Annotated in this window: 15 protein-coding genes; 2 read left to right on the top strand and 13 right to left on the bottom strand. The window is 58.7% G+C overall.

Annotated elements, in window-relative coordinates; genetic code table 11:
- The first annotated feature begins 72 nt into the window (after nt 1-72).
- Nucleotides 73-423 carry a hypothetical protein gene (locus CV_RS12790; protein ID WP_011136160.1) on the top strand — a complete coding sequence of 117 codons (351 nt, stop codon included), beginning with the start codon at nt 73-75 and terminating at the stop codon, nt 421-423.
- 125 nt (nt 424-548) lie between these two features.
- Here the strand turns inward: CV_RS12790 and CV_RS12785 are convergent, their stop codons facing one another.
- The 12 genes from CV_RS12785 to sycN all read right to left on the bottom strand — a co-directional run bounded on the left by CV_RS12785 (nt 549) and on the right by sycN (nt 10,573).
- Nucleotides 549-1,454, bottom strand: a complete 906-nt coding sequence (locus tag CV_RS12785) for a DUF4113 domain-containing protein (RefSeq protein ID WP_011136159.1) — start codon at nt 1,452-1,454, stop codon at nt 549-551.
- 10 nt (nt 1,455-1,464) lie between these two features.
- Nucleotides 1,465-2,193 (bottom strand): lytic transglycosylase domain-containing protein, encoded by a 729-nt coding sequence (locus CV_RS22955; protein WP_227590038.1) that lies wholly within the window; start codon nt 2,191-2,193, stop codon nt 1,465-1,467.
- Nucleotides 2,186-3,241 (bottom strand): EscU/YscU/HrcU family type III secretion system export apparatus switch protein, encoded by a 1,056-nt coding sequence (locus CV_RS12775; RefSeq protein WP_011136157.1) that lies wholly within the window; start codon nt 3,239-3,241, stop codon nt 2,186-2,188. The genes CV_RS22955 and CV_RS12775 overlap by 8 nt, the downstream gene beginning before the upstream one ends.
- Nucleotides 3,238-4,011 carry a type III secretion system export apparatus subunit SctT gene (sctT, locus tag CV_RS12770; protein ID WP_011136156.1) on the bottom strand — a complete coding sequence of 258 codons (774 nt, stop codon included), beginning with the start codon at nt 4,009-4,011 and terminating at the stop codon, nt 3,238-3,240. The genes CV_RS12775 and sctT overlap by 4 nt, the downstream gene beginning before the upstream one ends.
- A gap of 1 nt (nt 4,012) precedes the next feature.
- The gene (sctS, locus tag CV_RS12765) at nt 4,013-4,282 is read right to left on the bottom strand and encodes a type III secretion system export apparatus subunit SctS (RefSeq protein ID WP_011136155.1); all 270 of its coding nucleotides are present in this window, start codon (nt 4,280-4,282) and stop codon (nt 4,013-4,015) included.
- 15 nt (nt 4,283-4,297) lie between these two features.
- Nucleotides 4,298-4,948, bottom strand: a complete 651-nt coding sequence (gene sctR / locus CV_RS12760) for a type III secretion system export apparatus subunit SctR (RefSeq protein WP_011136154.1) — start codon at nt 4,946-4,948, stop codon at nt 4,298-4,300.
- Nucleotides 4,949-5,030: 82 nt separating this feature from the next.
- Nucleotides 5,031-5,996: a type III secretion system cytoplasmic ring protein SctQ gene (gene sctQ, locus CV_RS12755; protein ID WP_080509011.1), complete on the bottom strand. Its 966-nt coding sequence runs from the start codon at nt 5,994-5,996 to the stop codon at nt 5,031-5,033.
- Nucleotides 5,974-6,456 (bottom strand): hypothetical protein, encoded by a 483-nt coding sequence (locus tag CV_RS23555; RefSeq protein ID WP_011136152.1) that lies wholly within the window; start codon nt 6,454-6,456, stop codon nt 5,974-5,976. The genes sctQ and CV_RS23555 overlap by 23 nt, the downstream gene beginning before the upstream one ends.
- Nucleotides 6,457-6,458: 2 nt before the next feature.
- The gene (locus CV_RS12745; RefSeq protein WP_043596233.1) at nt 6,459-6,839 is read right to left on the bottom strand and encodes a hypothetical protein; all 381 of its coding nucleotides are present in this window, start codon (nt 6,837-6,839) and stop codon (nt 6,459-6,461) included.
- Nucleotides 6,821-8,155, bottom strand: coding sequence for an EscN/YscN/HrcN family type III secretion system ATPase (locus CV_RS12740; RefSeq protein ID WP_011136150.1), 1,335 nt, complete (start codon nt 8,153-8,155; stop codon nt 6,821-6,823). The genes CV_RS12745 and CV_RS12740 overlap by 19 nt, the downstream gene beginning before the upstream one ends.
- Before the next feature lies 1 nt (nt 8,156).
- Nucleotides 8,157-10,208, bottom strand: coding sequence for an EscV/YscV/HrcV family type III secretion system export apparatus protein (locus CV_RS12735; RefSeq protein WP_011136149.1), 2,052 nt, complete (start codon nt 10,206-10,208; stop codon nt 8,157-8,159).
- Nucleotides 10,208-10,573, bottom strand: a complete 366-nt coding sequence (gene sycN, locus CV_RS12730) for a type III secretion chaperone SycN (RefSeq protein ID WP_011136148.1) — start codon at nt 10,571-10,573, stop codon at nt 10,208-10,210. Before sycN ends, CV_RS12735 begins: the two co-directional genes overlap by 1 nt.
- Nucleotides 10,574-10,754: 181 nt before the next feature.
- On the opposite strand from sycN, the gene CV_RS12725 reads away from it, so the two are divergent.
- On the top strand, nt 10,755-13,559 hold the full coding sequence (locus CV_RS12725; protein ID WP_080509010.1) for a two component system sensor kinase: 2,805 nt from the start codon (nt 10,755-10,757) through the stop codon (nt 13,557-13,559).
- Between the two features lie 194 nt (nt 13,560-13,753).
- Here the strand turns inward: CV_RS12725 and CV_RS12720 are convergent, their stop codons facing one another.
- Nucleotides 13,754-14,407, bottom strand: a complete 654-nt coding sequence (locus CV_RS12720; RefSeq protein ID WP_011136146.1) for a two component system response regulator — start codon at nt 14,405-14,407, stop codon at nt 13,754-13,756.
- Nucleotides 14,408-14,466 lie beyond the last annotated feature (59 nt).

Genomic DNA, 14,466 nt, shown 5'->3' with positions numbered 1-14,466 from the left:
TTGAAAGTGGTTTTTGCCGGACAAGGAGAGAATGGCGGCCATCATCTCAACAGGCAGAGGAAATCGCCTTTCATGCAGCGTTCTTTTCGTTTCCAGATCGACGAAACCTTGCTCGAGCTTCTCTCCGTCGCGGAGCGGCCGCTTGAGCTGATGGTCGGCGCAGGCCATCGCAGCCTGATCGACATCGTCTTGCAACCGGGCGACGCCGAAGCCGTTGTCACGCACGCGGCCGCCTGCTCGGTCCATTGCGTCAGAACCGAGGACGGGGAGCTGGAAATCACTCTGCGGCCCGCGCCTGGCTGGACACCGGCGGACGCGTTCAAGCCGATGCGGGCGCCGAGTCCCGCCGATGGCTTGCCGAAGCCGCGCGGCGGCGATCCGGATCACGTGGTGTTGTCGGGCGCGTCCGGCGGCAACTGGTAGGCAGTCCGGGCTTAGAGCGGCTGACAAAAATCAGTTTCGAGGCTGAGGCAAGGCGCGCCGACGCAGGCCGTACTTGAGTACGACAAGTCGGCGCAACGCCGCATCAGGAATTTTGTTAGCCACTCTTAGGCGCGCGCTGTCGGCAGTTGATCGAAGCGGGTGGTATAGCAGGGCGAGCGTTGGTCCTGGCGCATTTCCCAATTAGGCGTCAGCGCTTCCGACGCCAGCTTGACGCAGCTGTGGCCATAGGCCCGGTTGATCGCGTCCAGCGTCCGCATCAGCCGTTGCCGCCGCGGATCGGGCGCGGCGGCGAACAGATCGGCCTGCCGCCGCTCGCGCGGCGACAGCTCCATCAGCACCACGCCGGCTTTCTGGTAGCGCAGGCCGCGGCGATAGACGGCGCGCAGCCCGGCCAGCGCGGCGGCGGCCAGCTCCAGGGTGTCGTCGCTGGGCTGGGCCAGCGGCACCACGGTATAGCCGTGGTAGGGATCGTCGCCGAAAGGGCTGGTGCGCGCGCTGACCCCGACCAGCCGCGCGGCGCTGCCTTGTTCGCGCAGCTTTTCCGCGGCGCGGGCGATGTGGTGGCTGACTGCGGCCGACAGCACGGCGAGATCCGAGGTCTTTTCGCCGAAGGACCGGCTGGAGATGATCTGCTGGCGGGGCTGCGCCGCTTCCTCCAGGCTCAGGCAGCTGACGCCGTTCAGCTCCGCGGCCGTGCGTTCCAGCGTCACGCTGAAGTTGCGCTGCAGCCAGCGCGGATCGGCCCGCTTCAATTTCAATGCCGTGTCGATGCGCTTCTCCGCCAGCCCGGCCGCCAGCCGGGGGCCGACGCCCCATACCTTGCCGGCCGGCAGCCGAGCCATCAGCGCGTCGGTTTCGGCCGGGGACAGCCAGCTCCAGTCGAACACGCCGTCGTCCCAGCCCGCCACCCGCTTGGCGACGTGGTTGGCCAGCTTGGCCAGCGTTTTGCTGGGGCCGATGCCGACACTGACCGGGATGCCTATCTGGACTGCCCCGGGTAAAGTCCACACGATCTAGCTTCTAGGAAGGGGCGAGCGGAGATGACAGCAGCAAGCCGAATAGCTTGGCCGGGATGGATTTTCCCGCAGGGGGCGGTGTCTGGGTTTTGCGGGGTGCGGGGGAGGGGCTTGGAGGCAAGGGATGGGATTCTGGCTCCGAATACGATGCCATTACCTTTTTTACATAGTTTTGCGTTTCCGGATAAGGCGGGATTTTCCTGCCATGCTTTTTAACTGCGCCTTCTCCTGCGTTATATCCGGCGATTGCAAGCTCCAGATCGTTCTCGAAGTGATTCAGCAGCCATTTCAGATAGCTGGCGCCGGCGCGCAAGTTGTTTTCCGGATTCATCAAATCGGTAAATCCAAAGCGTTTCCCGGTTTCCGGCATCACCTGCATCAGGCCTTGGGCACCCTTTGACGAGATGGCCCGAGGCCGATAGCCGGATTCGACCTTGATGATCGCATGCAGCAGTTTGGGATCGAGATCCAGCTCATGGGATATTTTATGGGCCAGCGGCAGATGCGCGGCGATGCCGTCTTGAGGTGCTGTCTTGGTTTCCGGGCCGGATGAGACGGGTTGGCTGGAGGCCGCCGGCTCCGAACCTGCGCGAGCGGATGGCTCTGGACCCCGGGTCCAGACCAAGGGCGCGGATTGGGATGGAGAGGACTCGGCAAGCGGGGCTGCCCACGCATGCGAAACCAAGCTGACACTACATAGCAGAAACCTGATAATGGGCTTGATGTCAATCATCGTCTTCATCGTCATAGTTAATATTCATGGCCAAGCGCAGGATCTGCGCAACCGGTTCGAATAGCTCGGCGGATATGTACCCGCCGATCTTGGTTTTCGCGGCCAGCGCGCGCGCGACTTCAATGTTTTCCACCACCGGGATGCCGGCTTTTTCGGCCAGCTTCACGATATGCAAGGCCATCGCATCGCGGCCGACTGCGGTCACCTGAGGGAGAGGAGTTTCGCCGGGCTGGTAGCGCAGGCAAACCGCGATGTGGGTGGGGTTGCGGACCACCGCGGTGGATTTGGAAACATTGTCGGCCAGGCTGCCGCTTTGAATCTCGCGATGCGCTTCCTTGCGCTTTTGCTTGATCTCGGGATTGCCTTCCGAGTTTTTGAATTCCTGCTTGATGTCTTCAAGAGACATCATCAGTTGTTTGGTCGTGTTGTAACGCTGGAAGGCGAAATCGGCGATGCCGAAAATGATGTAAAAGCCAATCAACGAAGCCCACATCCAGAACAGCAGCTGGGTGCTGACGCGCATGCCGGTCGCGACATCGCTCAAGGGCAGAAATTGGATGGATGGGCTGTACTGTCGCAGCAGGTAGAAGAAAATCAGCGACAATATCGTCACTTTGAAGATGGACTTCATGAACTCGAACAGGCTGCGCATCGAGAACATCTGCTTGAGGTTGGAGACCGGATTCAACTTCTCCAACGACGGCTTCAGCGCTTCCGTCGCCAGCAAGGGGCCGATCTGCGCGATGACCGCTGCGATGGTCATGATAATGACCAGCGCGGCGATGCCGCCGAGAAAGCGCATGGCGAGCTCGAGGAAGGCGCCGGTTAATTGATTGATGCCGAAGACGAGATCCTGGTTGACGACGCTGATCGCGACATTGAGCATCCCCTGCAGCGCTTGCAGCAGATGGGGACCTTCGAAGCAGAAATACGCGAGCAATACGGCTAATTGCACGCCGCTGGTGATCTCGGTGCTCTTGGCCACCTGTCCCTTGTTGCGGGCGTCCCGAATTTTCTTGGGGGTGGGTTTTTCGGTTTTCTCGCTCATCTCAACTGCTCCAGCAAGGCGTCGGTCAGCTTGGTGAAATGCGCGCTGTAATCCAGCAAGCCGTTGAAGGCGAAGCTCAGGCTGACGATCAGCATCAGCAGCGCGAACGCGCTCTTGATCGGCATGGACAGAAAAAACACATTCAATTGCTGAGCGGAACGGTTGACCAGGCCCAGCGCCATGTCCACCAGCAGGATGACCACGATGGCGGGCATGGAAAAGCGCAGGCACAGCTCGTACATCAGCTGCCATTGACGATAGAAGAACGACAGGGCTTCGGGCGAGTAGTGGATGGCGGCGCCGGGCGGCAGGGTCACGTAGGACTGGTAAATCGCTTCGAGCAATTCATTGAAGCCGCCGCTGATCAGAAACAGCACGCCGAATATCTGAGTGAACAGCAGGCCGAACAGCGAGGACTGCTGGCCCAGCAAGGGGTTCAGCACGCTGGCCATCGACGAGCCGCGCATGGTGTCTATCAGGAAACCGGCCATGTCCAGCACCCAGAACGGGATGGCGGCGCAGAAGCCGATCATGAGCCCGATACATATTTCTCCGGCAGCGAGCAGGACATAGCCCCAGGCGCCGGCAGCGGGCAGCTGCCATTGCGGGTAAACCGGCAGCAGGGGCAGAGCGATCATCAGCACCAGCGAGTTGCGGATCAGCGCGCCGCCCAGATTGGCGGTGCTGAACAGCGGCATCAGCAGAAAGACACCCAGCGGGCGCAGCATGCACAGGCCGAGCACCGGCAGCCATTGCGTCCAGTAGACCATGTCAGTCCCGCATTTGCGTGATCTGATCGAATGCCAATCCCGCGTAATTGAGCAGCACGTCGCCCATCCAGTGATAGGTCATGGCCAGCGTGACCGACACGGCGAGCAGCTTGACCAAGAATTGCACCGTTTGGTCCTGCACCTGCGTCAGCGCCTGCACCAGGCTGACCAGCACGCCGACGAAAGAGGCGACGACGACGACGGGCAGCGACAACAGTAGCACTAGCCACATCATCTGCGTGGCGAGCTGGGCGATCATGGCTTCGCTCATAATGGTCTCCCCGTCTCAGGAAAAAGAAAGAACCAGCTGGCCCAGCAACTTTTCCCAGCCGTTCATCAGAACGAAAACCAACAGTTTCAGCGGCATGGATATGGTCATCGGCGATACCATCATCATGCCCATGGCCAGCAGCACGTTGGATACCACCAGATCTATCGCGACGAAGGGCAGAAACAGCAGCAAGCCGATCTTGAACGCTTCGATCAGCTGGCTCACGGTGAAGGCCGGCATCAGCACCAGCAGCGAATTGTCAGGAATCCTCTGCTGGTATTTCTCAGGCCAGATCTGATGGCCGATGTCGGCGAAGAAGTGCACCTGTTCCGGAGCGGTGTTGCGTTCCAGGAATACGCGGTACGGGGTGAAGACACCAGATTCGACCTGCTGGATGAAGGCTGGGGATTCGATCTTGATCGGGTGGGCGATCAGATTGTCCTGAATCTCCAAGCCTATCGGCGCCATGATGAACAAGGTCAAAATCAGCGCCAGCCCGTACAGGGCGATATTGGGCGGAATCTGCTGGATGCCCAATGCGTTGCGCAGCAGCGCGAACACAACGGCCAGCTTGAGAAACGAAGTGCCCAGTACAACCAGTAGCGGCAGAATGGACAGAGCGAACAGCAAGACGATTAATTGCAGCGGTTGGTCTAGTAAGGACATGGGGAAAACCGGCGTAACATTGAATATCCTCATTATTCAATTGTGTTCGCCAGCCTCCCATCGGGTAGATACCTGAACCGTCTCAGCACAGGTGCTCGATCCGTACCGCCAGGCGAGAGTCGATGTCCAGCAAGGTGCCGCGGGCAATAGGACGGCTGCCGGCCTTCAACGTGACCAGGCCGTCGCTGCTGACCGCGCTGGAGAGTAGGGTGCCGGGTTGGAGGTTGCCCAGCTGGTGCAAGGGGAGTTCCATCTTCGCCACTTCCACGGTGACGGTGATCATGGCGTCGCCCAGGGCCTGCTCTTCCGCTGGGCTGAGGGTCGGGGTGATATCCATCCAGTCTTCAAAATCGCTCATCAGAGTCTCCACGGTGAAAATACCGGTTTCGCCGTCCTGCATCAGGCTGGCGATCGGCTGTCGATTGAATAGTCCGAATTTCCCGGCCGCAACGTCGAAGCTGTAGCGCAGCAGCAGCGCATCGCCGACGACCAGCTTGCGAACGGAGGCCATTTCCACCATGCTCCAGCCCGCGATCAGCGAAACGCCTGCTGTAATGGCCGTCTCCGTTTCATCCATTTCTATTGGATAGGCCTGTTCGGCAACGGCGTCCAGCCAGGACTGGGGGGCGTCCCGCACCAATAGATCAAGCTGTCGCTCATCCCGCAGAATCCTCAGCCGCCAACCCATGCCCGCATCGATGGGTTCCGGTTCCAAGCGCGTGGCCTGCGGCCAAGGCAGACCCAGGTCGTCCAGGCCGCTGCCTGCGTCGGCAAGGGTCCAGACGGCGAGCAATTCGCGCAAATCGGGCGGGGCCATGTCCCAGGAGGGGAGGGACAGCATGGGCTCTACCCATTGCAGCCATTGGGCCTCAGCCATCCATAGCCTTACCGGCTGGTCATCCAACTGGGCGATCAGGCTCAGTCCTGGGCCAGCCTCGCGGTGGTTGAAGGACAGGATCAGGCTGCCGTCGGCGGAATCCAGCCGCCGGCCATGGCCGACCTTGCTCAACAGCAGGCCGGTTTCCTTACTTAAGCGGGGAATTGGCATCTATCACCTCTATCTGCACGGGGCGGTCGAACTGCTGGCTCAACATGCATTCCAGTTCGGATGCGCTGCCGAAGGCGTGACGGCATGCTTGCAGATCGAGCGAACGCAGCTTGATCAGCAACTCGATGCCATGACATTCGGCCTCCAGTTCCAGGCCGGCCAGCGGGCCATTGGTCAGCCGCAATCGCAGATGGTCCAATTTATTAGCCGCGGCCTGTGGCAATGGTTGTTCCTGCGCGGATGTAGATTGACTCGCAGATAGGCGCGGGCCCGCGGTGGACGTTACAAAATCGATCCAGGCGCCGGCGTTAGGCCGTTGACGCTGAGGGTCGGGTTGTGTTTCCGCAGCCGCCATCAGGGCAGCGAAATGTTTTTCGTCATGCTCGTCGGACGGGCCATGATGCGTGTTGTCGTCCATCTGGCTGGCGTAGCGGCGCAGATGCAAGGGGAAGATATCCATGTTCACTCCATCAAAAGCTTGAATTTTTCCTGGTCCAGCAGGGCCTGGCGCAACAACTGCCGCTGCTCCGCCTTAGCAATTTGCAGATCGGCGCATTGCTTGTCAGTCGCCGCCACTTGCTCGAGCAGGCATTGATCCAGGTGGTAGTAGTCGGCCAGCTGGGACTTGAACGACTGCCATTCCTGCTGATCGAGCACTTGCTCGGCGGCGCCGCAATTGCGCCATTGGCGCCAGAGCTGCTGCCGCTCTTGCAACAGCTGCTGCTTATGGCCGTTCAGATCGGCTTCCCGCTGTTCCAGTTTGGCGATGGCCGCCCGGATGCCGCGTTCGCGCCTTTGCTTGAGAGACAGCAGAGTGGCCAAGGTCAGTCGACTGTCTGCCATAGCTGTTCCAGTGTTTCTTCAAAGTCGTTCTTTTCGGTGACGGATTGGCAAAGGAATTGCCGGATCGCGTCCTTGCGTTCCAGCGCCTCGTCCGCTTCTGCATCCTGGCCAGGTTGGTACTCACCCACCCGGACCAATAGCTCGATTTCCTTGTACGCGGCCATCAACCGGCGCAATTTGCCGGCCTGTTGGCGGTGTTCGGCGCTGACGATCTGGCCCATGATCCGGCTGACGCTGGCGCCGATATCGATGGCCGGGTAGTGGTTGGTCTCGGCCAGCTTGCGCGACAGCACGATGTGGCCATCCAGAATGGAGCGGACTTCATCCGCGACTGGTTCGTTGAGGTTGTCGCCCTCGACCAGAACGGTGTAGATGCCGGTGATGCTGCCGGTTTCAGCCGGACCGGCCCGTTCCAGCAGGCGGGGCAGGCGGGCGAAGAAGCTTGGCGGATAGCCGCCGGCAGCGGCGGGTTCTCCCGCGGCCAGGCCGATCTCGCGCGAGGCGCGGGCAAAACGGGTCAGGGAGTCCATCATTAACAGTACGTTCTTACCCTGGTCGCGGAAATGCTCGGCGATGGCGGTGGCGGTGTAGGCGGCTTTCAGCCGTTCCAGCGCCGGACGGTCCGATGTCGACACCACTACGATGGAGCGGGACCGAGCCTCCTCCGACAAGGTATGTTCGAGGAATTCACGCACCTCACGGCCCCGTTCGCCAATCAGCGCCAGCACGATGACGTCGGCAAGGCTGCCGTCGCAGATCATGCCCAGCAACGTGCTCTTGCCGCCGCCCGCCGCGGCGAAGATGCCGATGCGCTGACCCATGCCGCAAGTCAGCAAGCCATCGATGGCCCTGACGCCCAGCGGCAGCGGCGTGTCTATCAATTGCCGGGTCAGCGGATTGGGCGCGGGTCCGTCCAGGCTGCGCAGCTCGCTGTCGGCGGGAAGCTCGTCGCCATCCAGCGGACGGCCGAGTCCGTCGACGACCCGCCCCAGCAGGAAATCGCCCAGGCGCAACTGGTGTGGGCTGCCGGAAGGCCTGACCCGGCTGCCGATGGTGACGCCCAGCGGTTCTTTGAATGGCGATAGCATCACGTGGTCTCCAGTGACGGCGACCACTTCGGCCTCGATGCCGGAAGGTTCCAGCCGGCATAACTCCGACAGGCTGGCGCCGGGCAGCGAGGCTTTCAGCAGGGTGGGGCCGATTTCCGTGACCCGGCCGAATAGTTCCACGCCGGAGCGTTGCCCAGGCGGTGCCGGGGCCAGGGTCAGTCGTTCCCGCAGCGTGTTTTCGATGAGACGGATGTCTGGAAGCCGCATCCTAATACTCCCCGATCAGGTCGATATTGCCGACCACGCGCAATTCCGCTTCTTCGCCGATTTCCTGAAACGACAACACGTGCAAGTTGAAGAATTCTCTCTCTACCACCTTGCGCAGGAATCGCCGCACGTCGATCGCCGTGATCAGCACCTGATTGCGTTTCTCCGCGTCGCCGACGGCCTCGCGGATGCAGCTCATGATGGCCTGGTTATGCTCAGGATCCAGCGCCGAGTAGGAGCCCGCCGAAGTCTGCCGTATCGCTTCGCGCACCATGCCTTCTATGGTGTCGCCTATCATCCAGCCGCTGATCCAGGGTTGTCCGGCGCGGTAACGCGTGACGATGTGCCGGCGCAGGCCCATGCGGACGTATTCCAGCAACATGACCGGGTCTTTTTCCCGCGGCGCCCATTCGATCAAGGCCTCGAACACGCTGCGCAGATCGCGGATGGACACGCCTTCCGCCACCAGGCGCTGCAGCACGTCGGCGATGCGGCCGATGGGCAGCTGGCGTTGCACTTCCTTGATCAGCTCGGCGTATTTCGACTCCATCGCATCCATCAGGAAGCGGGTTTCCTGCACACCGACGAATTCGGCGGCGTAGCGGTCGATGATGATGGACAGGCAATGAACGATCCGGTCTTCATCCTGATGCAGCTGGACGCCGATGGCGGACAAGGCTTCTTTTTGCGTCGGGCTCTGCCACTGCAGGCTCAGATTGCCGAAAGGCAGCTTGTCGGTCTGCTCGGATTGCGGCAGCTTGGGCGAGGCGATGTCGGCCAGCAATAGCCGCTCGGGCAGCGAAACTGTCAACACCGGTTCTTGGTACAGCAGAATCTGCAATGTGCCGGCAGCCAGTGAAGCGTCCTTCTGCAGCTGGATTTCCGGGAGTGGAATGCCCAACTGCTCGAACTTGCCGTGCCGGAAGGTGTCCAGCAGCGCCGGCAGGCGGCTGGAACGGATAAGGTCAGGCGACAGGCGCATCATCAACGGCGTGGCGCCGGGCGACATATTGGCGGTCTCGCCGCCGGCATCGGCTCCAGATTCGGAGGAGGGCGAGCCCGTGGAGTCGCTCCTGGCGGCACGCTTGCGCTTTTTCACCCACCATGCGGCGGCGCTGACCATCGCGGCGAGAATGATGAAGTAGATGGCTGGGAAGCCGGGAATCAGCGCGAAAACCAGCAGCACCGACGCGGCCAGCAGCAGGGCCTGCGGCTGTTTGCCGATCTGGTCGGTCAAATCGCTGGCCAGGTTCAGTCTTTGCTCGCCCGGCACCCGGGTCACGATGGTGCCGGCGGTGATGGAAATCAGCAGCGCCGGTATCTGGCCGATCAAACCATCGCCGATCGACAGGATGGCATAGGTGGACAGGGCCGCGCTCGCGCTCATGCCGTGCATCATCACGCCGATGGCGGTGCCGCCCAGGATGTTCACCAGGATGATGATGATGCCGGCGATGGCGTCGCCCTTGACGAATTTCATCGCACCATCCATCGCGCCGTACAGCTGGCTTTCCTTTTGCACCAGTCCGCGCAGGCGGCGCGCCTCGTTGGCGTCTATGACCCCGGCGCGCATGTCGCCGTCTATGCTCATCTGCTTGCCGGGCATGGCGTCTAGCGAGAAGCGGGCGCTGACCTCCGCCACCCGCTCCGAACCCTTGGTGATGACGATGAATTGCACCACGGTGATGATCACGAATACGATCAAGCCCACGCCGAGGTTGCCGCCCACCGCGAAACTGCCGAAGGTGTAGACGATTTCACCGGCGTCTGCTTGCAGCAGGATCAGCCGGGTGGTGCTGATGGTCAGCGCCAAGCGGTACAGGGTGGTGATCAGCAATACCGAGGGGAAGGCTGAAAATTCCAGCGGCTCCCGGATGTACAGCGACATCATCAGCAGGATGACGGCGATCATCAGATTGAGCGCGATCATGAAGTCCACCAGGCCGGTAGGCAATGGAATGATCATCATGAACACGGCCACCAGCAGCATGACCGCCAGGACGATATCCTGTCGCCCGGCCGCCATCATCAGGAAGGATTTGATCTGGTTCATCAGGCTTCTCCAGCCGTAGCTTCGAGCAGGCGCCGCATGGTTTGCACACAGGCGAGCCAATGGTTGGTTTCACTGCCTGCGGAGGGGGCGCAACTCAGTACCTGCTGATCGCGCAGAATATAGGCGCGCAATGGCGTGCCCTGGGTTCTGGCCGGTTGGCAGGATGCCAGCAAGCGTTTCAAGGCTTCACTCTGGTGAACATGTTCGATGCTCCGGGCCAACGACAGCAGGACCCGGCCGTCCAGGTATTCGATGTATAGCCGGAACGGTGGCATGGAGAACTCCATCCGCGGTTCGACACGGGGCGTGGGCAGCTCGGACAGCTGAAGAAACTGCTCCAGCCGCCGTGCGGTTTGTAATTCCATCAGGCTTCTCTGAGGTGGTGGTGGGTGGGCTCGGCCGAAAGTCCGGCATCGGGTGCTAAGCGGCAAAGGCGCCAGGCTCGGGCTATGATCTAAAAATGCTCGGAGTGGGACTATCGGGTGAATACCTGAAGGAGTAGACGTACCGTATGATTTAACTTTGCAAAAGGGATAGGGGCGCCCCTTGCGCATCGGTTTCAGGATTATTTGGATTATGAAAAAATTATGGGAAACCGCTCTGACCTGGCGTCTAGTCATCACGCTTGGCTGTGTCATCATCATTTTTTGGCTTTCCTCGGAATGCATTGTTTTTTATTCGCGTTATATCAGCACGCAAAGCATTATCCGCAATGAGCTTTCATTGGAACTCAGCGCTTCGGTAAATGATGAGAGCAACCATTATGAACAGGCTGAGCGGCGCATTCATACCCTATCTACTTTATGGGCATCGATGAAAAGTGAAGCGGATCTTGACGTCGCCGTCGAACGAACGGTATTTGTGCCATTTTCTGGGGCAAAGCCCGATCCGCAACAGCTGAAAAAAGCAATGCAGATTGTGGAGATATTCGGCGATGAGAACGGAAGCGATCACGAATCGACTTTCGTAATGTTGCCGAAGCAAGGGTTTGTTTTCTTTAATCCAAACTCTATGTCCGATGTCTATTTGCAAAAAAGGATGCGTATACTTAGCCAGCTTGCCAATACGCCCGGTACGCATGGTTTTCACTGGGGCAGGCCCTTTTGGGATGTTACTAATAAATTATATGTTTCCGTTGCCGAAATTCAGCCTGACACCGGAGTGATGATAGGCAAGAATGTTGAAGTTTGGCGGATGCCCATGCCGAATCATGAGTTGAGAAACGATATTTCTTTTGCGATGTTGACCTATGATGGAGAATGGCTACCTATAGCGACGACGGATAAAGCGATTCCTTTCGAAGATTTTCCTGCCGCCCATTTCCCATCTTGCAATGAAGACGTCTCTGTCCGGATTGATGATTTTTACTATGTATGCAAGCCCTTTAAGGGGCCTCCATGGAGCATGGTCGCCAGATATCCACAGCGTGCAGTGGCAAGCAAGTCTTTGGACCTACTACTTGGAACCTTGCCATCAACCGTCATAATGCTGTTTATGCTGCTGGTCATTACGTTTTTGGTGCTTAAGCTACAAGTGGGCAGTCCTTTGCAGCGGATTATTGCGGTGATAGATCGTTTCAAGCTGTTGAATTTAGATTACCGTCTGCCAGACAACCGCCAGGATGAATTGGGTCGCATAGCCAAGGCCTACAATAAGCTGTTGGCCACGATTCGGTCCCACTATCGGACACTGGAAGCACGTGTGCATAAGCGCACCCAAGAGTTGGACGAGGCCAGAAAAATAGCAGAGCTGATGAGCCGGCGTAAGAGTGAGCATATTGCCAGCATCAGTCATGAAATACGCACACCACTGAATGGGGTGGTGGGCGCATTGAGCTTGTTGCAGCGCAGTACACTCACATTGCAGCAAAGAGAGCTCATCGATACTGCGCGGTTTTCCACGGATTATCTACTGATCATAATTAATGATTTGCTGGACTTTTCCCATATCGAAGCGGGCCAGCTGGAGTTGTCATACGAATCCGTATCTGTTTTGCAGGTACTGGATCAGGTCATGTTGACCATTCATTTGCGGGCCCAAGAAAAAGATTTGGCGCTAAGAGTTTTGGTAACAGATGAGGTTCCGGCTGAAATGGCTATGGATCGCATGCGGGTGCAGCAAATTCTAATCAATCTGCTAGGCAATGCGGTCAAGTTTACCGAGAGCGGGCACATTAGCGTACTGGTTGCGCGCAAGGGAGACATGCTGGCGATCTCCATTGAGGATACGGGCCCAGGCATTGCGGAAGACAAGCAACTGGATATTTTTCGACCATTTGTTCAGGTTCATATGCATAATGGCGGCAATGGCCTGGGATTGACCATCGCTTCCCGGCTGTCCAATTTGATGGGCGGAGAAATCTTGCTGCAGAGCGAACTGGGAAAGGGATCTTGTTTTACTTTGATGCTGCCATTGAGTGATTCGCTTGCTGTGCTAGAAAAACTCTCCGGTCCTTTCATCGCGCCAAAAGCTTTGCATCCACAATTACGCATGTGGGGAATCGAACCGCAAGAAGGAGAGGATTCACGCCTGGAGTCACCATCTCTGGCGTATTTGCCGTGGCGTTTATGGCGGATTTTGCAGGCTATCATCCATAATGAGGAGTTGGTTGAAGATGTTTCCGCGCCGCTCTCCTTGTGCCCGTGGTCGTTGAAGGTATTGTTGGTGGACGATGTCAGCGTCAATCGCGATATTGTCGGCCGGATGTTGCTCGAGCTGGGACACAAGGTGGAAACGGCTGCTTCCGGCCGGGAGGCGTTGGAGCATGGGAGGCAGGCTGTCTACGATCTGGTGCTGATGGACGTGCGCATGCCGGATATGGATGGTTATGAGACGACGCGGCGCTGGCGCGACTCGGACGCCGATGTTCTGGATGCCGAGGTCCCCATCATCGCGCTGACAGCCAATGCGATATCCGGAGAGGGGGAGAGGGCCAAAGCGGCGGGAATGAGTGGTTATTTGCCCAAGCCGCTGAGTTTGGAGCAGTTGATGGCGGCGATTGAGCTGGCGGTATCCTTGCAACTGGCCCGAGGCGCTGAATTGATGCCGAATGCCCAGTTGCAAAAACCGATGCTGGAACTGGTGGATAACAAGCTTCGCGAGGAGTTGGGCGCGACCCTTCTGTTGTTTGGCGAACGCATCGGCAAGGCATGGGAAGCGCGAGAATCACAGGAGCTGTTGGAAGCGCTCCATGCGTTGAAGGGGTGCGCGGGCCTGGCTGGGATGGAAAGCGTGCATCTGGTTTGCGAACGGCTGGAGGGTGGAATCATGAAAGATGCCTGGCCAAGTCGGCGAGACATAGACAGGTTACGAGAATTGCTGAAAGCCGATGGTTGCGACTCCATGCAATGACAACATCTGTACACGCTTCGTCACAACTGAATGCCGGCAATAGCGCGTCGACTCCATGAAGTGGCGCGCATTCGCGGACCCGCTTCACCGCTTTGGGGATGATTTCATGCGGGCCGGACTCACATCGATGGATCTGTGCTTGGGCCTAACTAACCTTCTTCTTTTCTTCGGTTTTGGGCAAGCAAACCTCCGAGCTAGTGTATGCCTAGTCGGATCGCCCAGTTGGTCAGCTCTACCGCATTGTGGGCATCCAGTTTGCGCATCAGATTCAGCCGGTGGGTTTCCACTGTCTTGATGGTGATTTTCAGACTCTCCGCGATGTCCCGGTTGCGCATGCCTTCCGCGATTAGCTTCAGCACCTGGTTTTCCCGCATGGTCAGCCGGGTTGGGCCTTCCACGTTGCGGGTTTCGGTGATTTGTTCCAGATCGAGGGACGGGTCGAGGAAAATATGACCCTGGGATGCAATCTGTAGCGCGGCCAGCAAAGTCTGTTGCGGGCTTTTCTTCAGCACATAGGCGAGCGCTCCCGCATCCAGCGCCGCCCGCGCTCTATGTTCGGCGCTGTCGGCGGTGATCACGATGATGTTCAGCTCCGGCCAGCGTTGTTTCAATTGGCGAATGACGTCGATGCCATCCATGCCTGGCAAACCCAAGTCCAGCAATACCAAATCCGGCATTAACCGCTGACAGGCGGAATAGACTCCCAGACCATCATTGACTTCACCGACCACATGATAGCTTGGCAATGCCGATAACAGGTTTTTGATGCCATTGCTCAATAGGGAATGGTCTTCTACCAAAAGTACCCGTTGTACGGCAGCGTCGGAAGGGGCGGCTGGCGTCATCATGATGTCTACCTATTTGGCATCGCTGATTTTAGGAATGTCCTCATCAGAGTATTGATCCT

Source organism: Chromobacterium violaceum ATCC 12472, assembly GCF_000007705.1.
GTDB lineage: Bacteria > Pseudomonadota > Gammaproteobacteria > Burkholderiales > Chromobacteriaceae > Chromobacterium > Chromobacterium violaceum.
This window is presented reverse-complemented; position numbering and strand designations above follow the sequence as displayed.